Below are 23,764 nucleotides of genomic sequence, written 5' to 3'. Positions count from 1 at the left end.
TGATTATTTTGTCGGCATCGATGCGAACGGGATTTTGCCAAAGTATCCGTCAGGCGCACGCGGCTGCGGCGCATCGCGGTGGCCCCGATCGCGCCAATGGTTTCTGCATAGATGCCTCCATGGGCTTTGTGCCACCGGCGGCGATATTCGGCGCCTCCGGTTCGTCGCAGCCCCGGGGTGGCCTCGGCGTATTACGACTGCTCGCCGTCACGCGCGGCGGCTTCGCGCAGCTTGTCCTTCTTGCTTTTGCGCTTGCCCTTGATGCCGCCGGTGCCGTCCGGGTCGGTCAGGGTGGCCGCCGGCGCGGCGGTTTCGAGCGGCTCGAAACCGTCGATGCGCTCGCGCGGCACGCGGCGCTGCTGGCGGTTTTCGATCAGCCGGAAATGCGCTTCGGTCGCGGCGCTGATAAAGCTGATCGCCACGCCGGTTTCGCCGGCGCGGCCGGTACGGCCGATGCGGTGCACGTAATCGACCGGCGAGCGCGGCAGGTCGTAGTTCACCACCGCCGGCAGCTGGGCGATATCGATACCGCGCGCGGCCACATCGGTGGCGATGACGATCTGCCAGCGGGCCGCCTTGAAATCGGCCAGCACCTGTTCGCGCCGGCCCTGGCTCAGCTCGCCATGAAACGGCGTGGCATTGAGGCCGGCGCGGTAGAGCTTGTCGGCGAGATTTTCGGCGGCGTTCTTGGTCGCGACAAATACCAGCACCTGCGGCCAGCGGTGTTGCTGCACCAGATGCTTGAGCAGCGCGGTGCGCTTGTTGCTGTCGACCTCGATCGCGCGCTGTTCGATCAGCGCGGCATTGGCCTGCTGCGAGGGCAGCTCGATCCGCGCCGGTTGCTGCAGCATGGTTTGCGCCAGCGCTTCGACCTGCGCCGGGAAGGTGGCCGAGAAGAACAGGTTCTGTTTGTGCGCCGGCAGCAGCGCGATGATGCGGTTCAGCTCGTCGGCAAAGCCCAGATCGAGCAGCCGGTCGGCCTCGTCGAGCACCAGCGTCGACACGTCGGACAGGCTCAGCGCGTTGTGGTCGAGCAGATCCAGCAGCCGTCCCGGCGTGGCGACGACGATGTCGGCGCCGCCGCGCAGCCGCAGCATCTGCGGGTTGATCGAGATGCCGCCAAAGGCGATCACCGTCTTGACCGGCGTGTCGATGAATTCGCATAGCGCGCGCAGCGTTTCGCCGACCTGGGCCGCGAGTTCGCGCGTCGGTACCAGTACCAGCGCGCGCACCCGGCGCGGCATGGTCGCCGGGGTGGTCAGCAACTGGTGCAGCAGCGGCAGCACGAAGGCGGCGGTTTTGCCCGAGCCGGTTTGCGCCGAGGCGAGTACGTCACCGCCCTTGAGGATGGCCGGGATCGCCGCCGACTGGATAGGCGTCGGCGTCAGGAAGCCGCTCTCGCGGGCGGCATGGGCGATAGCGGGGGACAAGCCTAGCGAGGCAAAGGGCATGGACAGGCTCTGGGCAGGGGAATCGGTGCGCGCCGGCAAGGCGCCGGGTGTCGCGGTGGTGGGGCAATTGTACGCTGTCACCCGTGGCGGGGCGGGATGCCGCGACGGCAGAAGCGTGGTGTTTGCTGACCGGGATCCTGGCAAAAACGGACAGCAGATGAAATGTTTTTTATCATGGCGTGGGCCGCCGTGGGCGTCGTAGCGAATCGGGGAATGTGATGAGTCTTGAATCCTGTGTACAGCAGCTGCCGCCGGACACCGCTCGCCGGGTGCTGGCGACGCTGCTCGGCAAATTCGTCGATCCGGCGTTCGGTGCCTTGCCCAAGCTGGAAATCGAATTGCTGGTGCTCGATGCGCTGATCGAGACCGGTTTCATCGGCCGCGAGCCGGACGTCTACGGGCTGGTGTCCGGCCTGCGGATCACGCGCAGCAAGGCGCGCAACCTGCTTTACAGCCGCGAGCTGCGCCATTCCTCGCTGGCGGATCTGGACCGCAAGGCCAAGGCGTTGTTGAAGCGCCCGCTAATCCAGAAGAACGGCGAGCAGTTCCTGCTCGAAATCGACAACCCGCTACTGGCCGACCATTTGCGCGCACGGGTGCAGAAGCGCGGTTTCGTTTCCGACGGTTCGTTTTCGCCCAACATCGTCAGGCTGGGGCTCGATGCGCTGTCGGCGCTGATCGAGGATTACCTGTCGGACGACGAGAAGGAGGCTGTGAGGCGGGTGCTGGTCGAGGCCGGCGCGCCGGATACCTCGTTTGCCGGGGTGCTGAAGGCCACGCTGAAGAAGATCGCCGGCAAGGTCGCCGAGGACACCGGCGAAGCGCTGATGGACAAGGCCTCCGAATACCTCGGCCCTATCATCGATGCCGGTATCGACCGCCTCAGGGAGCGTGCATTGCAGCTGTTCGACGAGGTGCACGACTAGGCTGCGGGCTGATTACGCTAAGGGCGGTGGTCTGGCTCAGCCGACGTCGAGTTCGCGAATCCGCGCGCGCATCAGCCACACCAGCAGCACGCCCGGCACGCCGACGGCGACCGAGAACACGAAGAAATCGGCCCAGCCGAACTGGGCGACGAGGTAACCGGCGGCCGGGCCGACGTAGACGCGGCCGAACGCCGCCAGCGCCGACAGCAGCGCGTACTGGGTGGCGGTAAAGCGCGGGTTGCACAGGCTCATCAACAGCGCCACCGCTGCGGTGGTGCCCATGCCGCCGGCGAGGTTCTCGCAGGCAATGGCGGCGAACAGCAGCGCGTGGTCGGGGACGCCGCCGGTGGCGATCAGCCAGTAGCCGAGATTGGTCAGCGCCTGGGCGATGCCGAACACCAGCAGCGAGCGGTACAGGCCGAGTTTGACCATCAGCGTCGCGCCGATAAAGCCGCCGACGATGGTCGCGATCAGCCCGAACACCTTGTTGGCCTCGCCGATGATGGTCTTGCTGTAGCCCATGTCGAGCAGGAATTTGGTCGACAGCGAGCCGGCGAAGGCATCGCCCAATTTATAGGCGATCACCAGCGCCAGCAGCAGCCAGGCGCCGCGGCGCGAGAAGAACTCCTTCCACGGTTCGACCACGGCTTCCTGCAGCGTTTTCGGTGCGCGCGCCGCAGTCTGCGGTTCGGGCGAGAGGAAGGTGAACACCGCCAGCACCGCGACCACCGCCGCCATCACCCAGTAGGTCTGCTGCCAGTTGAACAGCGTGTCGGCAAGGATCAGCGCACCCGCGCCCGAGGTCAGCATCGCCATGCGATAGCCGAACACGCCGACCGCCGCCGCCGCGCCGCGTTCTTCGTGGTGCACCAGCTCGGTACGGTAGGCGTCGATGGCGATGTCTTGCGTCGCCGAGAAGAACGCCACCAGCAGCGCCAGCACCGCATAGGTCATCAGGTGCTCGGCCGGGTTCAGCCCGCCCATGGTGGCGATTACCGCGGCGAGCAACAGCTGCATCACCATCATCCAGCCGCGCCGCCGTCCCGGTGGGATCGGAAAGCGGTCGAGCAGCGGCGACCAGAGAAACTTCCACGTATACGGCTGGCCGACGAGGGTGAACAAGCCGATGGTTTTGACGTCGAGCCCGGCATCCGACAGCACCGCCTGCAAGGTCGAGCCGGTCAGCGCCAGCGGCAGGCCCGAGGCAAAGCCGATGAACATCGCCGCGGCGATGCGGCGGTTCGAAAACACGGAGAAGTAATCGCGGAAGGCCATGGGAAACCGGTGGATGGGCAGGTTGGCGGCTATGTTACGCCGCTTTGCCGGGCAATCCGCCTCAGTCGGCGCGTCGGGATCGTGGCAGTAGATAGAGCGCAGCTAAGAAAACCCAGTGCAACGGTGCTGGCAAGGCGTGCGAAACGCAGACAGTACAAGCAAGTACGGCCAGTGAGCGCAACGCCGCCAGCAGGGTTTTATTAGTTGTGCTTTAGAACGGGTAGTCGTAATCGATGACCAGCGGCGCGTGGTCGGAGAACTTCTCGTCCTTGTAGACGAAGCCGGCCTGCGCGGTGGCGGCCAGTGCCGGGGTGGCGATCTGGTAGTCGATGCGCCAGCCGACGTCCTTGGCATAGGCCTGGCCGCGATTGCTCCACCAGGTGTAGCCGGCGACGTCCGGGTAGAGCGTGCGCCAGACGTCGACGAGCTTGAGTTCGCTGAAAATCTGCCCGATCCACGCCCGTTCTTCGGGCAGGAAGCCCGAGTTCTTCCGGTTGCCCTTCCAGTTTTTCAGGTCGATCTCGTTGTGGGCGATATTCCAGTCGCCCAGCACCACAACATCGCGCCCCGAGGCGGCGAGCTGCGCCAGATGCGGCCAGAACTTGGCCATGAAGTCGAATTTGACCTGCTGGCGCTCCTCCGAGCTGGAGCCCGACGGCAGGTAGAGCGAGATCACCGACAGATTGCCCCAGCGCGCTTCCAGATAGCGGCCCTCGGCGTCGAACTCGGCGATGCCGAGGCCTTCGATCACCTCGTCGGGTTCGCGGCGGCAATACAGGCCGACGCCGCTGTAACCCTTTTTCTCGGCGTAATGAAAATAGCCGTGGTAGCCCTCGGGGGCGCGCATCGCGTCGGAGAGGTCCGGGCCTTGCGCCTTGAGTTCCTGCAGGGCGACGACGTCGGCGTTCGAGTTCACCAGCCAGTCGAGAAAACCCTTGGTGGTGGCCGAGCGGATGCCGTTGAGGTTGGCGCTGACAATACGCAAGATATTCTCCTTGGAGGGGTGTTCAGACCCGCTTGACCCGCGTGATATGCTGTTTTTCGTCACTATGGCTCCGAAAATGGTCAGGTCTTCACTTACAATAAGCTGAAGGCGGTCGGAGCGTAACACCATGAAACAGGAGTGTATCCATGTCCGATTTCCGCCGGGAATTCATCGAATTCGCCGTGGCACAGAACGTGCTTTTGTTTGGCGAGTTTATCACCAAAGCCGGGCGTACCTCGCCGTACTTCTTTAACGCCGGGCTGTTCAGCGACGGTGCGTCGGTCGGCGAGCTGGCGCGTTGCTACGCGCAGGCCGCACTGGCTTCCAGGGTCGAGTTCGACGTGCTGTTCGGGCCGGCCTACAAGGGCATCGTGCTGGCAGCGGCAACCGCGGTGAAACTGGCCGAAGCCGGCCACAACGTGCCGTTTGCGTTCAACCGCAAGGAAGCCAAGGATCACGGCGAAGGCGGCGTGCTGGTCGGCGCACCGCTGAAGGGCCGGGTCTTGATTATTGATGATGTGATTTCCGCCGGCACCAGCGTGCGCGAATCGGTGAACCTGATCCGCGCCAACGGCGCCGAGCCGGCCGGCGTGCTGATCGCGCTCGACCGGATGGAACGCGGCACCGGTGCCTTGTCGGCGGTGCAGGAAGTGGAACAGCAGTTCGGCATTCCGGTGATCCCGATTGCCACGCTGAACGATTTGGTGGGCTATCTGGAAAACGGCGAAGGCATGGCCGACAAACTGGCCAAGGTTAGCGAATATCGCGCCCAATACGGCATCTCATAAGCCGGGGCGCGCACACAACGATAAGAGGAAGTGCGATGCGTGGGGTGGTTTTGGGTTTGATGCTGATGGCAATGTCGGTACAGGCGGCGCCGCTGTATCGCTGGGTCGACGACAGCGGCAATGTGCAATTCAGCGATAAACCACCCGCCAATGCGCCCAAAAACGGCGTGTCCGAGCTGGATAGTCGTGGCCTTGTCAAACGCGGGCCACAGAAAGCGGTGTCCGAGGACGAGCGCGTGCGCCAGCAAGCCGAGGTGCAGCAACGCAAGGATGCGCAGCGGCGCGACAAGGCGCTGCTGCAGTCGTTCTCGACGCCGCAGGAAATCGACCTGCTGCGCGATCGTCAGGTCGATGCGCTGCAAGGCGGCATCCAGACCAACAAGATACGTCGCCAGACTGTCGAGCAAAGGTTGGCTCGCCAGCAGCAGCAGCAACAGCGGCTGCAAAAAGCCAAGAAAGCGATACCGGCCGACCTTGGCGCCGATATTTCGGTCAGCCAGAAGGAAGTGGCCGATATCGATGCCGATACCAATACCAAACTGGCCGATATCGACACGGTGAAACGCCGTGCCGATGCCGACAAAAAACGCTTGCTGGAGCTGCGCAGCAGCGCTTCACGTTGATCCGGCGCAGTGCTGAGGTTTTACCTGCTTGACTTTGTGGCTGTCGGCGGCAAACTTCCGCCGATTGATCGACAAGGGGCAGGGTATGGACAGCGCAGCACCGGTAGCAGTACTGGGTATCGACATCGGTGGTACCGGTATCAAGGGGGCGCCGGTTAACGTCGTCACCGGCGAGTTGCTCGCCGAACGCTACAAGATCGATACCCCGCAGCCGTCGACGCCCGAAGCCGTCGGCGCCGTGGTGCGCCAGCTGGTCGAGCATTTCAGCTGGACCGGCCCGGTCGGTTGTACCTTTCCGGCGATTGTTCATAACGGCGTGACGCTATCGGCGGCCAATGTCGACCAGACCTGGCTCAACGCCCCGGCCGAACGCATCCTTTCCGATGCGACCGGCCTGCCGCTGACGCTGGTCAACGATGCCGACGCCGCCGGCCTTGCCGAGGTGCAGTTCGGCGCCGCCCACGGCCGCGGCGGCAAGGTCGTCGTCATCACCCTCGGCACCGGCATCGGCTCGGCGCTGATCGTCGACGGCCGGCTGATCCGCAATACCGAGTTCGGCCATCTGATCTTCCCCAAGGATGCGATCGCCGAAAAATACTGCTCGGCCAAGGCCAAGGAAGAGCTTGAGCTGAAATGGAAGGACTACACGCCGCGGCTCAATGCCTACCTGCAGCACCTGGACCTCTTGCTGTCGCCCGATCTGGTGATCATCGGCGGCGGCATCAGCAAGAAGCACGAAAAATTCATCCCCGAGCTGACCGGGCTGCGCTTTGAGGTGGTGCCTGCGGCGCTGCAGAACAACGCCGGCATCGTCGGCGCCGCGGTCGAGGCTGCGCGCTGTGCCGACCTGCTGGCGCGTTGACACGGGCCACCGCGCTCGGTGGCCGGAATCAGCCGGGCGGTTCTAGAACGCTTCGTTGATCTGGAAATACACGCCGGCGGTATCGCGGCCGACGCCGAAGTCGAGCCGGATGTTGACGCGCGGTTTGAATTCGAAGCGGTAGCCGACGCCGACGGTTGGCAGCCACGGCGCATCCTTGCCCAGATCGCCGACCGAGTCGGCCAGCGTGCCGGCGCCACCCCAGAACACCACGCCGTGGCGGCCGGTGATGTGGTGGCGGTATTCCAGCTGCGCCGAGACCACGTTCTTGTCGCGGTACTGGCCGAGGAAATAGCCACGCATCCGGTTGCCGTTGCCCATCTGCGACATCATCGTCCACGGCACGTCGCCCCAAGCCAGATGGCTGTAGACGTCGAGCGCCAGCACGTCGCGCTCGCCGACCGGCAGGTAGTAGTCGTAGATCGTTTCCAGTGTCTGGAAGCGGTTGTCGCTGCCGAGACCGGGGGCGTAGAACGCCGCGTTGAGCTGCAGCGTCTGGCCGTACTTCGGGTTGGGGATGAAGTCGCGCGTGTCGTAGTAGAAATGCGCGGTGATGCCCGATGCAAGCACCGATGCGCCATCCGGGTCGGTCTCGATCGCGCTGCCTGCCTTGATCTCGGTCGCGTGCGTCTGTTGCAAACTCCAGCCCAGCCCGGCATAGGTGTTCGGCGCGATCCGCTTTAGCAGCTTCGGCGAGAGCGAGAACTCTTCCTTGGTGTAGCCGTGCTTGTTGGCATCGTTGCTGCCGGCGTCATAGCCGACGCCCCAGTACGAGGTCGGCAGGTTGACGATCATGCCGCTGGCGAGGAAGCGCCAGCTGTCGTCGCCGAAGAAGGTGTTGTTGTCGAAACCGACGCCCATCGCGCCGACCGAGCTGACGAAACCCTTGAGCGTCAGCGTCGACAGCTGGGTTTCGGCCTCGGCGCCGGGCGGTTTATACAGGCCGACCGCGGCCATGCCGATGCCGACGCCCATTTCCGGGTTGTAGAACGGCCCGGGCAGCACGCCCCAGTCCATGCCGTGGCTGAGGTCGACTTCCTTCGACGCCCCCAGTTTGGTCAGCGTGCGGTCGAGCCAGCTCTCGTCGGCATGGGCGGCGCCGGCGGCGAGCATCAGCGCGCACAGCGCCAGTGGGCGGATATTCATGGCGGGCTTAGAAGCGGTAGAAGGCACTGAGGATATAACCCTGACGCGCGCCGAAGCCGAGCTCGGCGAGCAGGCTGATATTGCGGTTGACCATCCAGTGGAAGCCGGCCAGCCCGTTCCACGGATTGGCGATCTTTTCGTCGATGCTGAAATTGAGCTGGGTATCCTGGCCGATCATCTCCGCCGTCGGCGCGGTGAAGGTGCCGGTGATGGTGACGCTGGTGTTGAGATAGGTCGCACCGATGTAGGTCATCATCGTGCCGTAATCGCCGAGCTGCCAGTTGACGCCCATGCGCGGGGCGATATTCCAGCTCTTGGCGTTGGAGTCGGACATCGACACGTTCGACACCGTGTACGTGACCGGCAGCGCGAAGTAGACGCTGTCGATATTGCCGGCGAGCGTGAAGCCGGCGCCGTAGGAGTAGCCGTCGTAATTGGCGTGCGCGGTCGCGGCGACCGTCTTGCCGCACCAGTCGGGCTTGCGCCGGCCCGAACAGGGATCCGCGCCGGTGATGAACTGCACCGCCTCGGCGGCCGACATCGAAATGCCGATATCGCCACCGCCCTTGATGTGGCCGACGAGGCCGTAGACGTTCAGGAAGGGAAAGATCCACGCGCCCAGCTGTACCTGTTCGGAGCGGTTCTCCAGCGTGCTCTTGGGAAACGAGACAAAGCCGGCGGTGCGCAGTGGCTTATCGTTGAGCGAGACCTTCAGATTGCTCAGCAGCATGTTCTGCGTGCTGTAGTAGTACGACAGGCCGACGTCGTACGGATTGGGCAGGTTGTAGCCCTTGTCGATGACGCGCTGGGCGAAGAACGGCAGGGCGTGATCCCACTGTTTCGGCGCCGGCTCGGCGGGCTTGCTGGCCTCGGGCAGCACCTCGAGCGGCTCGGGCATCGGCGTTACCCGACCTTCGTAGCCCAGGTTCGGGATCAGCGGTGCGGACTGTGCCGATACCGGCTCGGTGGAGAGGGCGAGTTCGCCGGCCGTGGCGCAGACCGGCAGCAGCAGGAGCCAGGGAAGCAGGGCGCGAATCATTGTTTTCATTGTTTGTCTTTGCAGCGGCGCCGCGACGGTGTGCGGGCCGGTTTCTGTGGGCCCGAGAAGATACAGGCCGATGAGCGCAGATGGTAGCGTGCAGGCCCGGTTTTGTCCGGCGCTTGATGCGCGCCGGCGCAGCGCATGCATCGTGTACAGCGTGGAACAACGGTGCTGCGGCGTTCTGGCCTTAGCGGCCGAGCACCCGTCGCGTGGCAAGGGCATCGGCATAGTCACGCAGCGGGCCACCCAGTTCGCGCACCTTGGCGCGCAGCGTCGCCGGAGGCAGGCTCAACGCCAGCCCTTCGGCGCTGGCCGTGTCGCCGCCGACCCGGTACAGGGCCTCGAATGCCTCGGCCGCGGCGGGCAGGTCGCCGAGGCCGTACAGGTTCCACGCCGCCAGCGGGGCGCACTGTTCGGCCGGCACGCCGAGCGCCTGTGCCTGCGCCAGTGCGGCCTGGCTGTCGTGATAGCGTTTGTCGGCGCTGGCGTTGCGCGCGCGCGTGAACGCCAGCTGCCCGAGCAGGGCGTCGCCACGCGGATCGGCTGCGAGTGCCGGCTGGGCGAGCAGCGCGGCGACCGCGTCGTTGCGCCCCTGCCGTTGCGCAACCGACGCGAGGCCATACAGCGGCTCGCTGCGCGCTTCGCCAAAGGCGATCGCCCGCTCGAACCAGGCCTGTGCCGCCGCATCGTCGCCGGTGTTGAACGCGGCCCAGCCGGCGCGCGTGGCGCCGGCCGGATCGCGGCGCATGCGGATTTCGTCGGCGAGCGCGGCCGGTGCTTCGCCGCTGGTCCACGCGGCGAGCCGCCGCTGGTAGCGCAGCGTGGCGAATTCGGTGTCGCTGGCCGGATCACGCCGGCCGTCGCGCGCCTCAATCGCGACCAGTGCGTCGACCTGCGCGGCGGTGAACAGCGCTTCGGCCTTTTGCAGGCTGGCGATGCGTACCTGCGCCGGCTGGCAGCCAGGGAACAGCGGCCGGTACAGTGCCCATGCACCATCGACGTTGCCTTGTGCCGCATGGGCGTCGGCGACGCGCCACAGCACGTCGATGTGCTGGCAGCTGGCCAGCGCCGGCCGGGTGGCGACCAGCGCCTGCAGCGCGGCGGTATCGCCGTCGGCCCGCGCCGCTTGCAAGGTGGCGGCATCGCCGCGCCGCTGGCGTTCGTCGCGCAGCGCGCGCGATGGCTGCCAGCCCGGTGTCTGGCGCAGTTGCGCGTCGAACTCGGCCAGCCGCCCGGCGTGCAGCAACGCCCAGAGCGGGCGCTCGTCGGGCGCATTGCGGTGTTTGCCGGTCGCTGGCGGTGGAGATGCAAGGGTCGGGGCGGCTACCGGGGTACTTGTCAGGCGCGGTGACGGTTTGCGCAGCGCCGCCTGCTCGGCATATTCGATCTCGGCGCCGTTGCCGTGCAGACGCACGCCGGCGTCCTGCGGTTTCTGTTGCTGCCGCAGCAGATTGGCCTGGGCAGTGCCGCCACCCGACTGCGACTGCGCCGAGGGAGCCGGGGCGGCGATCGCCTCGGGCCGGTACACGGCGATGCGCACGAAGGCTTGCGGATAGCGCGATCGCAGCCCGGCCAGCGCCCGGCCGGCGTCGGCCGGGTCGGACCAGAAGCCGGCGCGCAGCACGTAGTAATCGCCGCGTCGCTCGACGCGTACGTGCGGCACGCCGGTCAGCGTTGCCTGTGTCGCCTGCAGCGCCTCGGGCCGGGAGGCCGACAGCAGCTGGATTGCGTAATAGTCGCGGCCCTGCTGCGGCGCTTCGGCGTACACGGCGGTGGCGCTCAGTGCCGCCAACAGCGGGATCAATCGATTCATCGGCGTACCTCGGTTGCAGCCTGCCGGCTCAATAGCTCAAGCACGGCTGGATAATAGTCGCGGTTGTCGCCGTCGCCAAAGCGCACCGCGCCGGCGGCTTGCCGAAGCAGTGCCACGATCGCGTGGATGCCCGGCTGGGCATCGGCCGGATCGATCGCATTGCCGTCGAAGTCGGTCCATGCCGGCAGATGGTCCGGGTGGGCATCCCAGAACGCGAGGAAAGGTGCGATCCGTTCCGGCGTATCGAGTCCGGCCCAGGCCAGGTACAAGGGCACGCGTAAGGCATTGTAGCCATAGCGGCGCGACATCGCCGGCGTGAGCGTCTCGCCGACCTGCAGCCAGTCCGGCGGCAACTGCCATTGGCCGAAGCGGCCGGCTGCCAGCAGCGCCAGCCCGCTCTGGCGCAACTCGGCCCACACCGGTGCACGGTCGGCACGGGTGAATTCGGCAAAGGCCGGGAACAGCCAGTACGACGGGTTGACGATGGGGCCTCCGGGTTTCTCGAAGCCTTTCTCGGCCGGCAGCAGCAGCGGGCCGAAGCGCGAGGGCTTGATCAGCTTGCTGCGCACGTCGGCGAGGATCTTCAGCGCCTGGCCGCGATAACGCGGCTGCTTCCAGCGCTCGGCCGCCCGCAGCAAGGCCCAGGCGATCAGCAGATCGCCATCGCTGGCATTGTTGCGGTCGCCGACCTTGCCGCCGCTGGCGTCGGGTTGCCATTGCCACGAGAACAGCGCGTCGCCACGGGTTTGCAGCCGGCGGTGCGTCCATTGCCAGACGCGCTCGAAACGGGCGCGATCATTGTGCGCGACGGCGAGCAGCATCGCGTAGCCCTGACCTTCGCTGTGGCTGATGCCGCCGTTGCCGCTATCGATGACGCGACCGTCGGCACTGATGAAGCGCGTGGCGAAGTCATTCCAGCGCGCGCTGCCGGCAGCATGGGCGCCAAAGGAAAGCAGCAGCATCAGCGGGATCAGCCAGCGGTGAATCACGGCGTTTCTTCCTCGACCCCGGCATGGTGGCGTAGATAAAAACGCCGCAGCAGTTTCACCGTCACCAGCGCCAGTACCGCGACCAGCAGCAGCGTGATGGCCAGCCACAGCAGCGGATATTGCGAGAACGCATAGCCGATCCGGCCGATGAAGCCGATTTTGCCGACGTCGTAATAAGGGCCGACCTGCTGGCTGACCACGCCCGGCTCGCCGATGCGCAGCAGTGTGACGTCATGCGCCAGACCATCCCAGTTGCGCGCTTCGAGCAGCTCGGCGCTGCCGCGGCCGACATCGGCCGGATTGCCGCCGATGAAGACCGTAGCGGTACGGTCATCGTCCAGTGGCGAGCGGTATTGCATCATCAGCAGCTGACCGGCCAAGGTCGCATCGGCACTGATCGCGGTCGATGCTGCTTGTGGGGCGGTGGCCGGGCTGGCGCCGCTCAGCCAGACCCACTGGCGCGCCAGCCAGCCGACGCTGTCCTGCGGGATCGCACCCTGAGCCGGCTGGGTGAACTGCATCGGCGTTCCCGATTGCCACGGCGCGCCCTTGAGCAGCGCGGCCGGTGGCTTGCTGCCGACGATCAGCAGATGGCGATCGGCCGGTGGCGTATCGAAGCCGATGTGGGCGGCGGTCAGTGGCAGCGCCTGTTGCTGCGCCAGCTTGCCGAGCAGGCTCCATGCGGCGCCGATGGTGTCGCTATGGCGTTCGGTCACCATGATGCCGATCCGCTCGCCGGTGGCGGCCACCGCATAGGGGAAGCCGGTGGCTGCGAAACGGTGCAGATCGGGCAGTTGAGCAAAATGGAACAACTTCGGCAGGGTGAGCGTGCTGTCGTCGAAAATCGTCAGTTGCAGGTTTTCGGTCTGATGGGTCTGGCAGTTGCCGCTCACTAGCGGCGTCATCCGCGGCTGAAACGACAGCGTGTTTTCGCCGGGCTTGAAGTTGCGCAGCGGGATTTCCAGCCGGTAATGCTCAACGGTGCCACCCTTGTCCTGATCGAGTGGAATCACCTGGGCGAACTGGCCGTTGACAAGGACGTTGAGCACCGAATCGGCGCGCATCTTCGCGCCGACGGCGTAGTTCAGATCGACCTCGACCTTGCTGTCCTCGGGGCCGTAGAGGTCGGCCGGCAGATGGATGCGGGTCTCGATGGCCTCAGGAAACATGCCCTTGACGTTGCGGCTGCGAAAGCCGAGATCGCGCAAGCGGTAGCTGCCTTCGGTACTGATGCGCCGCGGGCCGGCATAGTCCTGCAGTGTGGCGGGCTTGACGTCGCGTACCGCCAGCTCGGCCTGACGCGGGAAGGGGAAACGCTGCCAGGCAAACGCATCCACGGCCTTGCCGACCTCGGCGGCATCACGGCCGGTGGCGATCAACAGCAGCCGGCTGGCATCGCCCGGCAGCGGGTAAACGCCGAGAAAGCCCGACTGCACCCTGGCGGCCAATGCCGGCGACAGGTAAGGCTTGAGCTGTGCCAGCGTGCCCACCAGCAGAATGTCGCTGCCGGCCAGCGCGGCGGTATCCAGCCCGCTGACCGGGCCGTCGCCGCGGCCGGCGCTGGCGACGCGATGCTGCACCGCCAGCGGCTGGTAACGCAGCCGCAGCGCGGCGCCCTGGGCCAGCCGGGCGCCCCAGCCAAGTTCGTTGCTGCCCAGTTGCGCCAGCCCGGTGGTGACGATATTCAGCCTGCGGCTGTGCCACTGTGCCGGGTCGAACAGCGCATCGAGGCGATCCAGCGTCGGCGTCAGCGTTTGCAGTTCGGAGTCGATGCGCAGTGTCGATTGCTGCATGTCGATCTCGCTCCACAGCTCGGGGGCGGTCGGATCCTCGCATTGCAGCGTGTAATGCTGCGCGGCGACGAAGCTGAGCCGGTTGTAGCCGGGCTGGAGCAGATTCAGCGGCAAGCGGATGTCGGCGGTGATTTCGGGCTGCTTCGGCGACAGCGGCAACTGGGCGATCACGCGGCCGTTGAGCTGGATTTGCAGTTGCGAGCGCTCGGGCAGCAGCGCGGTCGAATTGGTCGCGACCAGATGCAGCATGGCGCTCTTGATGTTTTCGCGCGCACCGATGGGCAGCGTGATCGATTGCTGGCTCGATGCACCGCTGATGCGCAGTGGCTGCGCGTTGCCGGTCAGCGCCATCAGGGGTACGTCGCGGCGTTCGCGCGGGGCCTCAAGGCTGGCAATGGCGCTGCTGCAGCTCAGCAGCAGCATCAACAACAAGCCGCGCAAGGCGGATCGGTAAGTCATCCAGGTTCTCCAGCTTTTTTAATCATTATCCTGCCCAAGTCCATCGCCACAGCCGCCGGCCCTGGCGGACGAGCGCCACCGGTGCCGGTTTCAGGCGCAGCCACAGAAAGCGGCCAGCGGTGATCAGAATCGAATAGTAGTGTTGCAAGGCATAACGCCCGCCCAGGCGGACCAGCAGCATCAGGCTGGCGAAAATGCCGAGCTTGCGCGCGCGTTCCTTGCGGTAGTCCTGCCAGCGCTGGCTGTCGCCGTGCACCAGCGCGACGACCTCGGCGACCTGCTGTACCGCGACGTCGACGAATTCGATGCCGAGCGTGTGCTGATGGGCGTCAAGCGGCCGGGCGTTGTGGATATGTACCGACAAATGCGTATAGCGCAGCAGCGCCGGGTTGTAGATTGCAATCACCGCCAGATCGCTGGTCAGCGGCGGCAGCTGTGCGCTCGGAACCAGCAGCCGGGCGCCGCTGGCCGAGAGGTCGTCGACCCGGCAGGGCAGGTGAGCGCCGCTGCCGTGCAGGATCAGCTCGGCATCCAGATCGGCGGGCATGCGCGGATTGGCGCGGCGCTGGCGGCGCTCGAACAGCGCGCCGATCGCCGCATTCAGCAGCAGCAGGTTCAGCGTGTTCCACGCCAGCGTCACCAGCACGATGTCGCGCTCGAGCGGAAAATTGACGTAGCGCCAGATGCCGGCGCCCATACCGACGACGACCGCCAGATAGACGAGGTAGAACGGCCCCGACAGCTGCGAAATGAAGTCCTCGTCCAGATGCTCGCCCTTGGGGGTGACCTGGAAGGTCGGTGCGCGCGGATTGCGGAACACCTTGAAAATCGCCGGCAGCGAGAACATCGACTGCAGCAGCTCGTACAGCTCGGAGACGAAGGCCCAGCGCACCTTGTCGAACAGATAATCGGATACCAGCATCACGCCGATCACGTGCGGCAGCGCGTAGGCGAGGAAGTCGGTCAAGGTCGCCTTGTAGATGTGCAGGCCGAACAGCAGAAAGGCCAACGGCGCGAGCAGGAACATCAGCCGGGCGTAGCCGAAGAACCAGAAGAACGAGCTGGAGAAATAGCACAGCCGCTGCCACAGCTTCAGCCCCGGTACGCGAAAGGGGTTCTTCAGCAGGAAGATCTGCACCATCCCCTGCGCCCAGCGCACCCGCTGGGTGATGAAACCGGTGAAGGTTTCCGGCTGCAGCCCCGAAATCAGCGGAATGCCGAGGTAAACGCTCTTGTAGCCGCGCGCATGCAGGTCGAGCGCGGTTTCGGCGTCTTCGGTGATCGAGGTGCCGGCGATGCCGCCGACCTCCTCGAGGCAGCGCCGCCGCAGCACCGCGGCCGAACCGCAGAAAAAGGCCGAGTTCCAGAAATCCAGCCCGTGCTGGATCACCGAGTAGAACATTTCGTTCTCGGACGGAATCTGGCCAAAAATGCGCAGATTCTTTTCGATCGGATCCGGGTTGATGAAAAAGTGCGGCGTCTGCACCAGGAAGAGTTTTTCGTCGCGCAGGAAGAAGCCGACGGTTTTCTCCAGGAAATCGACCGTCGGCACATGGTCGGCGTCGAGGATCACGATCAGTTCGCCGTGCGATTCCTTCAGCGCGGCGTTGATGTTGCCGGCCTTGGCGTGTTCGTTGCGCGCGCGCGAAATGTAATGCGCGCCGTGGCGCTGGCACAGCTTGCGCAGCCATTTGTGCCGGGTGATCGCGTCGAGCGCCTTGGCTTCGTCGGCCTGGCCGCGCTTTTGCACCGTGCCGCCGTCGTCGAGCAGGTAGACCTTGAGCTTGTTCGCCGGGTAACGGATGTTCATTGCCGCGCGGAGGGTGACTTCGAGCAGCTCGGGTGATTCGTTGTAGGTCGGGATGTAGACGTCGACGGTCGGCAGCAACGAGGGGTCGGCAGGCAGCGGCACCGGCTTGCGTTTCAGCGGCCGGATATTGACGAAGATACCCAGCATCGCGACGACAATGCCGTACAGCTCGGCGATATACAGCAGTAGCGCCATCGCCATATCGGCCGGGCCGTCGAGGCTGAGCGTGTGCGTGGTGCGCCAGTACACATAGCGCAAGGTCAGAAAGGCGGCGAGAAACAGGAAGAAGGCGCGATAGCGCTCGGGATGGCCGATATGGCGCAAGGCCAGCAGCAGGATCACGATGACTGCCGCCAGCCATAACTGGGCGCCGAGGTCGACGTTGGCGACGACAAGCAGCCCGCCCAGGACGCACAAGCCGGCCCAGACCCAGAGCAGGGCGCGGTTACCGAGCGGATCGAGCATCGCATGAAGATGCTTTGTAAGAATTTTCATTACTTGTTGCGTTGCTGGTCTGTCGGTATGAGTAAGCTTGCGCGAATGATAAAGCATTGGCCGATAAACGTGCCGGATTTGATGCTATATGGGTAGAAATGCTTACATTGTTGTCATTTGGCGGGTGAGCGTCCTCATGCCGGCGGGGCGCGGAGGTGAAAAACCGCGCCGTGGCGCGGGGTCTGCCCTAAGTGATTGTTATCGCGTAGAATATTGCCCCCGTACCCCCCATTCGCGCAGAGAGTTCCCCATGCTTTATCCCACCCGTTACGACGTGATCGTCGTCGGCGGCGGTCACGCCGGCACCGAGGCCGCGCTCGCCAGCGCGCGCATGGGGCGCAAGACGCTGCTGCTGACGCACAATATCGAAACGCTCGGGCAGATGAGCTGCAATCCGTCGATCGGTGGCATCGGCAAGGGCCATCTGGTCAAGGAAGTCGACGCGCTCGGCGGTGCGATGGCGCTGGCGACCGATATGAGCGGTATCCAGTTCAAGACGCTGAACGCCAGCAAGGGCCCGGCGGTGCGGGCGACGCGCGCCCAGGCCGATCGCGTCCGCTACAAGGCGGCGATCCGGGCAGTGCTGGAAAACCAGCCCAACCTCGACCTGTTCCAGCAGGAAGTCGCCGACCTGACGCTGGCCGGCGATCGCGTCACCGGCGCGGTCACGCAGATCGGCATCCGCTTCGAAGCCAGCGCGGTGGTGCTGACCGCCGGCACCTTCCTCGGCGGCAAGATCCACGTCGGGCTCGAGAACCATACGGGCGGGCGCGCCGGTGATCCGGCGTCGATTTCACTCGCGCTGCGCCTGCGCGAACTGCAACTGCCGGTCGGCCGGCTCAAGACCGGCACCCCGCCGCGTATCGACGGCCGCACCATCGATTTCTCCCGGCTCGAAATCCAGCCCGGCGATACGCCGGCGCCGGTGTTCTCGGCCCGCGGCAATCTGGCGATGCACCCGCGGCAGCTACCGTGCTGGATTGCACACACCAATCTGCAGACGCACGAGATCCTGCGCAGCGGCTTCGACCGTAGCCCGATGTTCACCGGCAAGATCGAGGGCGTCGGCCCGCGTTACTGCCCGTCGGTCGAGGACAAGATCAACCGCTTTGCCGACAAGGACAGCCACCAGATCTTCCTCGAACCGGAAGGGCTCGATACGCACGAATACTATCCGGGCGGCTTCTCGACGAGTCTGCCGTTCGACATCCAGATCGCCGCGCTGCAGTCGATGGTCGGGCTCGAAAACGCCCGCATCCTGCGTCCCGGCTATGCGATCGAATATGACTACTTTGATCCGCGCGCGCTGAAGCAGTCGTTTGAATCCAAGGCGATCGCCGGGCTGTTTTTTGCCGGCCAGATCAACGGCACCACCGGTTACGAAGAAGCCGCCGCGCAGGGCCTGTTCGCCGGGCTGAACGCGGCGCTGTACGCGACCGACGAAGCGCCATGGACGCCGGGCCGCGATCAGGCCTATCTCGGTGTGCTGGTCGACGACCTGACCACGCTCGGCGTGACCGAGCCGTACCGGATGTTCACCAGTCGCGCCGAATTCCGGCTGCAGCTGCGCGAAGACAACGCCGACCTGCGCCTGACCGAAGAAGGCCGAAAGCTCGGTCTGGTCGGCGGCGAACAATGGGCGCTGTTCTGCACCAAGCGCGACGCGGTCGAGACCGAGCTGCAACGCTTGCGCTCGACCTGGGTGAATCCGCGCATCCTCGACGCCGCGGAAGCCGAGCGCGTGCTCGGCAAGGCGATCGAACGCGAATACAGTCTCGCCGACCTGTTGCGCCGGCCCGAAGTCAGTTTCGACAGCCTGATGAGCCTCGAATGTGCCCGGCCCAAGGACGGCGCCGTGATCGGCGATCCGCTGGTCGCCGAGCAGGTCGAAATCCAGGTCAAGTATCAGGGTTATATCGAACGGCAACAGCACGAAGTCGCCAAACGCGATACCCTCGACGACGTGAAGCTGCCGGCCGATTTCGATTACACCGCCGTGTCGGGCTTGTCGAAAGAAGCGCAGCAAAAGCTTACCCAGCATCGTCCCGAAACGCTCGGCCAGGCCGGGCGGATTTCCGGTATTACCCCGGCGGCCATCGCGCTGCTGCTGGTTCATTTGAAGAAAAAACAGCTCGCAGCGAGTGCGGGCCAAGACAAGGCCGCCTGAGACCATGATGATTGAAGCGCAGACCCCCAAGCTGGCCGTATCGCTGTCCACCGGCCTGCAAGAACTCGGCCTGACACTGGACGAATCGCAGCAAAGCCTGCTGCTCGCCTACGTGGCGCTGCTGGAAAAGTGGAACAAGACCTACAGCCTGACGGCGATCCGCGAGCCCGAACGGATGGTGCCGCACCATCTGCTCGATTCGCTGGCGCCGCTGGCGCATTTCAAGGCCGCGGCCGGCGCGCGCATTCTTGACGTCGGTTCGGGCTTCGGCACGCCGGGGATTCCGCTGGCGATCGCCCGCCCGGACTGGCAATTGTTTTTGCTCGATTCCAACCACAAGAAAACCACCTTTCTGCGCCAGGCGGTAGTCGATCTGAAGTTGACGAACGTCACCGTCGTGACCGAGCGCGTCGAGGCGTTCCGGCCCGAAGCGCCGTTCAACGTCATCACCAGCCGGGCGTTCTCCGATCTGGCCGAATTCGCCAAGCTGACCCGCCACCTGCTTGCCGCCGATGGTGAATGGGCCGCGCTGAAGGGCGTGTACCCGCACGAGGAAATCGCGCTGCTGCCGGCCGACGTCAAATCGGTTGGCGTTGACACCCTGAGCGTGCCCGGCATCGATGCCGAGCGGCATCTGGTGCATATGGTGGTGGCATGAGGATTTTGGCGATCGCGAACCAGAAGGGCGGCGTCGGCAAAACCACCACGTCGGTCAATCTGGCCGCCAGCCTTGCTCATCTGGGGCGCCGCGTCCTGCTGGTCGATCTTGACCCGCAGGCCAATGCGACCATGGGCAGCGGCATCGACAAGACCAAGCTCAAGCACACGATCTATACCTTGCTGATCGGTGAATCGACGATCCGCGACACCATTCAGTATTCCGAGTCCGGGCGTTACGACGTGCTGCCGACCAACCGCGAGCTGGCCGGCGCCGAGGTCGAACTCGTCGACGCCGAGCACCGCGAAACCCGGCTCAAGACCGCGCTGGCCGAAGTGGCCGACGACTACGATTTCGTCATTCTCGACTGCCCGCCGGCGTTGAACCTCTTGACGCTGAACGGCATGGTTGCCGCCGACTCGGTGATGATCCCGATGCAGTGCGAGTATTACGCGCTCGAAGGACTCTCCGACCTGGTCAGTACGCTGCGGCGCATCAAGCAGAGCCTCAACCGCAAGATCGAGATCGAAGGCCTGCTGCGCACCATGTACGACCCGCGCTCGACGCTGGCGCAGCAAGTTTCCGATCAACTGGTGAAGCACTTCACCAGCAAGCTCTACCACACGGTGATTCCGCGCAATATCCGCCTCGCCGAAGCGCCGAGCTACGGCCGGCCCATCCTCGCGTACGACAAATCGTCCAAGGGTGCGCAGGCATATTTGCAATTGGCCGAGGAATTGCTGGCGCGGCATAATGCCCTCGATCCGGCGCCTGTCCTCTAAGGGCGCCTTTCTCTTTCCTGCCGACGGGACGCAATGGTCAGCAAAAAATTCAAGGGCCTCGGTCGCGGCCTCGATGCGCTGATGGGCGACACGGCCGCTGGCGAATCACTCGCCAGCTTGCCGATCGACAGCCTGCAGCCGGGGCGTTATCAGCCGCGCAAGCTCATCGATGATGCGGCGCTGGCTGAGCTGGCCGCGTCGATTCGCGCTCAGGGGCTGATGCAGCCGGTGCTGGTGCGTGCAATCGGCGGCGATGAACTGGGCGAGCCACGCTACGAAATCATCGCTGGCGAGCGCCGCTGGCGTGCCTGCCGTCTGGCCGGCTTGAGCGAGATCGCCGCGCTGATTCGCGACGTTGCCGATGACGCCGTCGCCGCGATGTCGTTGATCGAAAATATCCAGCGCGAAGACCTCAATCCGCTCGAGGAGGCGCAGGGCCTGGCGCGGTTGATCGATGAGTTCGGTATGACCCACGAGGCGGCAGCCGATGCGGTCGGCAAATCGCGCGCCACCGTGAGCAATCTGTTGCGCTTGCTGCAACTGGCCGAGCCGGTACAAAAACTGCTGCTCGATGGCGCCATCGACATGGGCCACGCGCGGGCGTTGTTGCCGCTGGAAACGCTGACCCAGCTCGATGCCGCGCAAACGGTCGCTCTCAAGGGCCTGTCGGTACGCGAAACCGAAGCCTTGGTGAAACGACTGCAGGACGGTGTTGCGGCCAAGCCGCAGGCCCGCCCGGATCCGGATGTAGCAAGGCTGGCGGAGGAGATCGCCGGCAAGCTCGGTGCCAGCGTATCGATTCGTCAGGGCAAGAAGGGGGCAGGGCGGATCAGCATCGCCTACACCAGCCTTGATGAACTGGATCGGCTGCTGCAGCGTTTCTGATGGGTGCACCAGCGCTGTGCGCCGCAAACCTGCCCTAGATCAAGGTCGGACAGCGGCGAGGGGTCGAAGATGTAGTTTGCTACACGCAACTTTATGTAGTTGACTACGGGAAAGTGGATAAATGTCTTTATCGTCAATGGGTAAAATTGACGCGTATCAACGCAGCTCCGTATAATCGCGGGGCTTTGCAGGCGGTGGATATGGTCGCGCAGGCACAAATCAAGGGCGTGATCTGCCTCAAGTTGGGGATCACGCTGGTAGTGATGCTGCTGTCCTACCTTTTATGGGGACGCAGCGCGGGAATTGCAAGTGGTTTGGGGGGCGCGATCGCTCTGGCTGGCTCGATGCTGTATGCACGCATCGCCTACCAGCTGGCGTACGGTCCGCCGGCCGCGCTGATGCGGCTGCATTTCGCCGCGGAGGCGGCGAAGATGGCGTTGACCATCGTCGCGTTCGCCGCGGTATTTGTTTTTTACCGGCAGGTAGCTTGGATGTGGTTGTTTATCGGTTACATCGCCGCTACAAGCGCCTACTGGTTCGGGCTTTTGATTCAATTTAACGGCAAAAAATAACCATGGCTGCAGAACACCACGCTCCACCGGCGAACGCCACCGAGTACATCCAGCATCACCTCACGTTCAACCAGACCGCCAGCGGTTTCCATCTGGATACCTTCTGGATCTCTCTGGCGCTCGGTTTCCTCTTCGTCGGCGTGTTCGCCTTCGTTGCGCGCCGCGCCACCAGCGGTGTGCCGGGCAAGCTGCAGAACTTCGTCGAACTGATCGTCGAGATGGTCGATTCGCAGATCAAGGACGCCTTCCACGCCAAGAGCAAGGTCATCGGCCCGCTGTCGCTGACGATCTTCTGCTGGGTGTTCCTGATGAACGCCATGGACTTCCTGCCGGTTGACCTGCTGCCGTGGATCGCCAATCACGTCTTCGGCATCTACTACCTGCGCGCCGTGCCGACCGCCGACGTCAACCTGACCTTCGCGATGTCGATCTCGGTGATGTTCCTGATCATCGGTTTCTCGATCAAGGCCAAGGGCTTCGGCGGCTGGATCAAGGAAATCTTCACCGCGCCATTCCACGCTTCGGGCCCGATCGGTACGATCATCCTGGCACCGGCCAACTTCGTCATGCAGATGGTCGAGCTGCTGGCCAAGCCGATTTCGCTGTCGCTGCGTCTGTTCGGCAACATGTATGCCGGCGAACTGATCTTCATCCTGATCGCGCTGCTGCCGTTCTGGATCCAGTGGGTGCTGGGCGCGCCGTGGGCGATCTTCCACATCCTGATCGTGACGCTGCAAGCCTTCGTGTTCATGATGCTGACCATCGTTTACCTGAGCCTCGCCGTCGAGGATCACTAAAAGAATCGGGCCGGGCAGGTATCGCCTGTCTGGCACGTGTTTTTCTCCATCCCCCCAACCTCAACCATCCTTTTTGGAGTTATTAAAATGGCTGTTGCTGAAATCGCTTCCGTACAAAGCTTCACGGTGATCGCTGCTGCGATCATTATCGGTCTGGCTGCCATCGGCACCGCACTGGGCTTCGCTATCCTTGGTGGCAAGTTCCTCGAGTCGTCGGCTCGCCAACCGGAAATGATCCCGGTTCTGCAAACCAAACTGTTCATCATCGCCGGTCTGCTGGACGCGATTTCGATGATCGGTGTTGGTGTTGCAATGCTCTACACCTTCAACAACCCGTTCCTCAATGCGGTTATCGCAGCGGCTCAATAATCAAGCCCCCGCTTTAACTTAACCCTGGAGGACGTTCAGCGTGGATATCAATATGTCCCTGCTGGGTCAGATGATCACTTTTGCGATCCTGATCCTGTTCACGATGAAATTCGTATGGCCTCCGCTGACCCGGATGATGGACGAGCGCGCTACGCGCATCGCTGATGGCCTGGCGGCAGCAGATCGCGCCAAGCAGGATCTGGCCAATGCTGAAAAGTCATCGGCCGACAAGCTGCGTGAAGCCAAGCAGCAGGCCAGCGAGATCATCGCCCTAGCCGAGAAGCGCAGTGCGCAACTCGTCGACGAAGCGAAGGATGCGGCCAAGCTGGAAGGCGAGCGCCTGATCAAGGGTGCACAGGCCGATATCGAACAGCAGGTTCAACAAGCCAAGGAAGTGTTGCGTCAGCAGGTTGCAGACCTTGCCGTCGCCGGTGCGCAGAAGATTCTCAAGTCCGAGATCGACGCGACCAAGCACGCCGCGCTGTTGAATACTCTCAAAGCGGAACTGTAAGACAGCCATGGCAGAACTCATCACCGTCGCTCGACCCTACGCCGAAGCCGTTTTTCGCATCGCGAAAGACGCTGGTACGCTGGATCAGTGGTCGGACGTGCTCGGCAAGCTGTCCCTGATTGCTCAGGATCCGCTCGCCGATGACGTTGCGGCCAACCCCAAGTATTCCGCTGCTCAGGTTCAGCAATTGCTCACCGAGCTTTTGGGCGGGAACGTCAGCGATGAAGTGAAAAACTTCATTGCCGCCGTACTGGAAAACCGCCGCTTCACCGTGCTGCCGCAGATTTCGTCTTTGTTCGAAACCTACAAGGCTGCAGAAGAAGGTGAGGTTGAGGCCGATATCATGTCGGCCTTCCCGCTCGATGATGCGCAAGTGGCCGAGCTCAAGACCGCGCTGGCAACCCACCTGCAACGCAAGGTGGCTGCTAAGGTCAGCGTCAATCCCGACTTGATTGGCGGCGTCAAAGTGACGGTCGGCGATATGGTGATTGATGCGTCCGTGGCCGGCAAGCTTTCTGCCCTTGCGACGAGCCTGAAGAGCTAGGAGA

General features: G+C 64.2%; 22 protein-coding genes. 13 read left to right on the top strand and 9 right to left on the bottom strand.

Annotated features, from left to right (window positions below; genetic code table 11):
- Positions 1–191: 191 nt before the first annotated feature.
- Positions 192–1,451 (bottom strand): DEAD/DEAH box helicase, encoded by a 1,260-nt coding sequence (locus JLC71_RS12970; RefSeq protein ID WP_200915876.1) that lies wholly within the window; start codon positions 1,449–1,451, stop codon positions 192–194.
- Positions 1,452–1,669: 218 nt separating this feature from the next.
- Between JLC71_RS12970 and JLC71_RS12965 the strand changes: the two genes are divergently transcribed.
- The gene (locus JLC71_RS12965; protein WP_200915875.1) at positions 1,670–2,377 is read left to right on the top strand and encodes a hypothetical protein; all 708 of its coding nucleotides are present in this window, start codon (positions 1,670–1,672) and stop codon (positions 2,375–2,377) included.
- Between the two features lie 36 nt (positions 2,378–2,413).
- Here the strand turns inward: JLC71_RS12965 and JLC71_RS12960 are convergent, their stop codons facing one another.
- Both JLC71_RS12960 and JLC71_RS12955 read right to left on the bottom strand, forming a co-directional pair.
- The gene (locus tag JLC71_RS12960; RefSeq protein ID WP_200915874.1) at positions 2,414–3,652 is read right to left on the bottom strand and encodes an AmpG family muropeptide MFS transporter; all 1,239 of its coding nucleotides are present in this window, start codon (positions 3,650–3,652) and stop codon (positions 2,414–2,416) included.
- Between the two features lie 211 nt (positions 3,653–3,863).
- Positions 3,864–4,640 (bottom strand): exodeoxyribonuclease III, encoded by a 777-nt coding sequence (locus JLC71_RS12955; RefSeq protein ID WP_200918363.1) that lies wholly within the window; start codon positions 4,638–4,640, stop codon positions 3,864–3,866.
- 143 nt (positions 4,641–4,783) lie between these two features.
- Between JLC71_RS12955 and pyrE the strand changes: the two genes are divergently transcribed.
- The 3 genes from pyrE to ppgK are packed head-to-tail and all read left to right on the top strand — an operon-like array spanning position 4,784 to position 6,910.
- Positions 4,784–5,425 (top strand): orotate phosphoribosyltransferase, encoded by a 642-nt coding sequence (pyrE, locus tag JLC71_RS12950; RefSeq protein WP_200915873.1) that lies wholly within the window; start codon positions 4,784–4,786, stop codon positions 5,423–5,425.
- 35 nt (positions 5,426–5,460) lie between these two features.
- Positions 5,461–6,048 carry a DUF4124 domain-containing protein gene (locus JLC71_RS12945; RefSeq protein WP_200915872.1) on the top strand — a complete coding sequence of 196 codons (588 nt, stop codon included), beginning with the start codon at positions 5,461–5,463 and terminating at the stop codon, positions 6,046–6,048.
- Between the two features lie 28 nt (positions 6,049–6,076).
- Positions 6,077–6,910 carry a polyphosphate--glucose phosphotransferase gene (ppgK, locus tag JLC71_RS12940; protein ID WP_236250888.1) on the top strand — a complete coding sequence of 278 codons (834 nt, stop codon included), beginning with the start codon at positions 6,077–6,079 and terminating at the stop codon, positions 6,908–6,910.
- A gap of 42 nt (positions 6,911–6,952) precedes the next feature.
- Here ppgK and JLC71_RS12935 read toward each other — a convergent pair whose 3' ends face one another.
- From JLC71_RS12935 to bcsA, 6 genes are all read right to left on the bottom strand, one after another.
- Positions 6,953–8,074 (bottom strand): BamA/TamA family outer membrane protein, encoded by a 1,122-nt coding sequence (locus JLC71_RS12935; RefSeq protein WP_200915871.1) that lies wholly within the window; start codon positions 8,072–8,074, stop codon positions 6,953–6,955.
- Positions 8,075–8,081: 7 nt separating this feature from the next.
- Positions 8,082–9,122, bottom strand: coding sequence for a hypothetical protein (locus JLC71_RS12930; protein WP_200915870.1), 1,041 nt, complete (start codon positions 9,120–9,122; stop codon positions 8,082–8,084).
- Between the two features lie 181 nt (positions 9,123–9,303).
- Positions 9,304–10,929, bottom strand: coding sequence for an SPOR domain-containing protein (locus JLC71_RS12925; RefSeq protein WP_200915869.1), 1,626 nt, complete (start codon positions 10,927–10,929; stop codon positions 9,304–9,306).
- The gene (locus JLC71_RS12920) at positions 10,926–11,918 is read right to left on the bottom strand and encodes a family 8 glycosyl hydrolase (RefSeq protein ID WP_200915868.1); all 993 of its coding nucleotides are present in this window, start codon (positions 11,916–11,918) and stop codon (positions 10,926–10,928) included. The genes JLC71_RS12925 and JLC71_RS12920 overlap by 4 nt, the downstream gene beginning before the upstream one ends.
- Entirely contained in the window at positions 11,915–14,170 is a 2,256-nt protein-coding gene (locus JLC71_RS12915; RefSeq protein WP_200915867.1) for a cellulose biosynthesis cyclic di-GMP-binding regulatory protein BcsB, read from the bottom strand. Before JLC71_RS12915 ends, JLC71_RS12920 begins: the two co-directional genes overlap by 4 nt.
- A gap of 25 nt (positions 14,171–14,195) precedes the next feature.
- The gene (bcsA, locus tag JLC71_RS12910; RefSeq protein ID WP_236250887.1) at positions 14,196–16,475 is read right to left on the bottom strand and encodes a UDP-forming cellulose synthase catalytic subunit; all 2,280 of its coding nucleotides are present in this window, start codon (positions 16,473–16,475) and stop codon (positions 14,196–14,198) included.
- 250 nt (positions 16,476–16,725) lie between these two features.
- Here bcsA and mnmG point away from each other — a divergent pair, with 250 nt between their 5' ends.
- The 9 genes from mnmG to JLC71_RS12865 all read left to right on the top strand — a co-directional run bounded on the left by mnmG (position 16,726) and on the right by JLC71_RS12865 (position 23,760).
- The gene (gene mnmG / locus JLC71_RS12905; RefSeq protein ID WP_200915866.1) at positions 16,726–18,642 is read left to right on the top strand and encodes a tRNA uridine-5-carboxymethylaminomethyl(34) synthesis enzyme MnmG; all 1,917 of its coding nucleotides are present in this window, start codon (positions 16,726–16,728) and stop codon (positions 18,640–18,642) included.
- A gap of 4 nt (positions 18,643–18,646) precedes the next feature.
- Positions 18,647–19,300, top strand: a complete 654-nt coding sequence (gene rsmG / locus JLC71_RS12900) for a 16S rRNA (guanine(527)-N(7))-methyltransferase RsmG (protein WP_236250886.1) — start codon at positions 18,647–18,649, stop codon at positions 19,298–19,300.
- Positions 19,297–20,082: a ParA family protein gene (locus JLC71_RS12895; RefSeq protein WP_200915865.1), complete on the top strand. Its 786-nt coding sequence runs from the start codon at positions 19,297–19,299 to the stop codon at positions 20,080–20,082. Before rsmG ends, JLC71_RS12895 begins: the two co-directional genes overlap by 4 nt.
- Before the next feature lie 33 nt (positions 20,083–20,115).
- Positions 20,116–20,967 (top strand): ParB/RepB/Spo0J family partition protein, encoded by an 852-nt coding sequence (locus JLC71_RS12890; RefSeq protein ID WP_200915864.1) that lies wholly within the window; start codon positions 20,116–20,118, stop codon positions 20,965–20,967.
- A 146-nt stretch (positions 20,968–21,113) separates the two neighbouring features.
- On the top strand, positions 21,114–21,539 hold the full coding sequence (locus JLC71_RS12885) for an ATP synthase subunit I (protein ID WP_200915863.1): 426 nt from the start codon (positions 21,114–21,116) through the stop codon (positions 21,537–21,539).
- Positions 21,540–21,541: 2 nt separating this feature from the next.
- A complete protein-coding gene (gene atpB / locus JLC71_RS12880) occupies positions 21,542–22,336 on the top strand; it encodes a F0F1 ATP synthase subunit A (RefSeq protein WP_200915862.1) in 795 nt (264 codons plus the stop codon).
- Between the two features lie 87 nt (positions 22,337–22,423).
- On the top strand, positions 22,424–22,705 hold the full coding sequence (gene atpE, locus JLC71_RS12875) for a F0F1 ATP synthase subunit C (RefSeq protein ID WP_200915861.1): 282 nt from the start codon (positions 22,424–22,426) through the stop codon (positions 22,703–22,705).
- Between the two features lie 40 nt (positions 22,706–22,745).
- Complete coding sequence (locus tag JLC71_RS12870; protein WP_200915860.1) at positions 22,746–23,216, top strand: F0F1 ATP synthase subunit B; 471 nt, start codon at positions 22,746–22,748, stop codon at positions 23,214–23,216.
- A gap of 7 nt (positions 23,217–23,223) precedes the next feature.
- On the top strand, positions 23,224–23,760 hold the full coding sequence (locus JLC71_RS12865; RefSeq protein ID WP_200915859.1) for a F0F1 ATP synthase subunit delta: 537 nt from the start codon (positions 23,224–23,226) through the stop codon (positions 23,758–23,760).
- Positions 23,761–23,764 lie beyond the last annotated feature (4 nt).

The sequence above is a fragment of the Jeongeupia sp. HS-3 genome (assembly GCF_015140455.1).
Lineage (GTDB): Bacteria > Pseudomonadota > Gammaproteobacteria > Burkholderiales > Chitinibacteraceae > Jeongeupia.
The sequence above is the reverse complement of the archived record's forward strand: the minus strand, read 5'-3'. Positions and strand labels throughout refer to the sequence as shown.

Excerpts from the sequence above, each read along its gene's own strand:
- pyrE (WP_200915873.1), top strand. The coding sequence starts at position 4,784 with ATGTCCGATTTCCGCCGGGAATTCATCGAATTCGCCGTGGCACAGAAC.
- mnmG (WP_200915866.1), top strand. The coding sequence starts at position 16,726 with ATGCTTTATCCCACCCGTTACGACGTGATCGTCGTCGGCGGCGGTCAC.
- JLC71_RS12965 (WP_200915875.1), top strand. The coding sequence starts at position 1,670 with ATGAGTCTTGAATCCTGTGTACAGCAGCTGCCGCCGGACACCGCTCGC.
- JLC71_RS12960 (WP_200915874.1), bottom strand. The coding sequence starts at position 3,652 with ATGGCCTTCCGCGATTACTTCTCCGTGTTTTCGAACCGCCGCATCGCC.
- JLC71_RS12865 (WP_200915859.1), top strand. The coding sequence starts at position 23,224 with ATGGCAGAACTCATCACCGTCGCTCGACCCTACGCCGAAGCCGTTTTT.
- JLC71_RS12935 (WP_200915871.1), bottom strand. The coding sequence starts at position 8,074 with ATGAATATCCGCCCACTGGCGCTGTGCGCGCTGATGCTCGCCGCCGGC.
- JLC71_RS12915 (WP_200915867.1), bottom strand. The coding sequence starts at position 14,170 with ATGACTTACCGATCCGCCTTGCGCGGCTTGTTGTTGATGCTGCTGCTG.
- atpB (WP_200915862.1), top strand. The coding sequence starts at position 21,542 with ATGGCTGCAGAACACCACGCTCCACCGGCGAACGCCACCGAGTACATC.
- JLC71_RS12945 (WP_200915872.1), top strand. The coding sequence starts at position 5,461 with ATGCGTGGGGTGGTTTTGGGTTTGATGCTGATGGCAATGTCGGTACAG.
- JLC71_RS12895 (WP_200915865.1), top strand. The coding sequence starts at position 19,297 with ATGAGGATTTTGGCGATCGCGAACCAGAAGGGCGGCGTCGGCAAAACC.
- JLC71_RS12890 (WP_200915864.1), top strand. The coding sequence starts at position 20,116 with ATGGTCAGCAAAAAATTCAAGGGCCTCGGTCGCGGCCTCGATGCGCTG.
- JLC71_RS12925 (WP_200915869.1), bottom strand. The coding sequence starts at position 10,929 with ATGAATCGATTGATCCCGCTGTTGGCGGCACTGAGCGCCACCGCCGTG.
- JLC71_RS12970 (WP_200915876.1), bottom strand. The coding sequence starts at position 1,451 with ATGCCCTTTGCCTCGCTAGGCTTGTCCCCCGCTATCGCCCATGCCGCC.
- atpE (WP_200915861.1), top strand. The coding sequence starts at position 22,424 with ATGGCTGTTGCTGAAATCGCTTCCGTACAAAGCTTCACGGTGATCGCT.
- bcsA (WP_236250887.1), bottom strand. The coding sequence starts at position 16,475 with ATGAAAATTCTTACAAAGCATCTTCATGCGATGCTCGATCCGCTCGGT.
- JLC71_RS12930 (WP_200915870.1), bottom strand. The coding sequence starts at position 9,122 with ATGAAAACAATGATTCGCGCCCTGCTTCCCTGGCTCCTGCTGCTGCCG.
- rsmG (WP_236250886.1), top strand. The coding sequence starts at position 18,647 with ATGATGATTGAAGCGCAGACCCCCAAGCTGGCCGTATCGCTGTCCACC.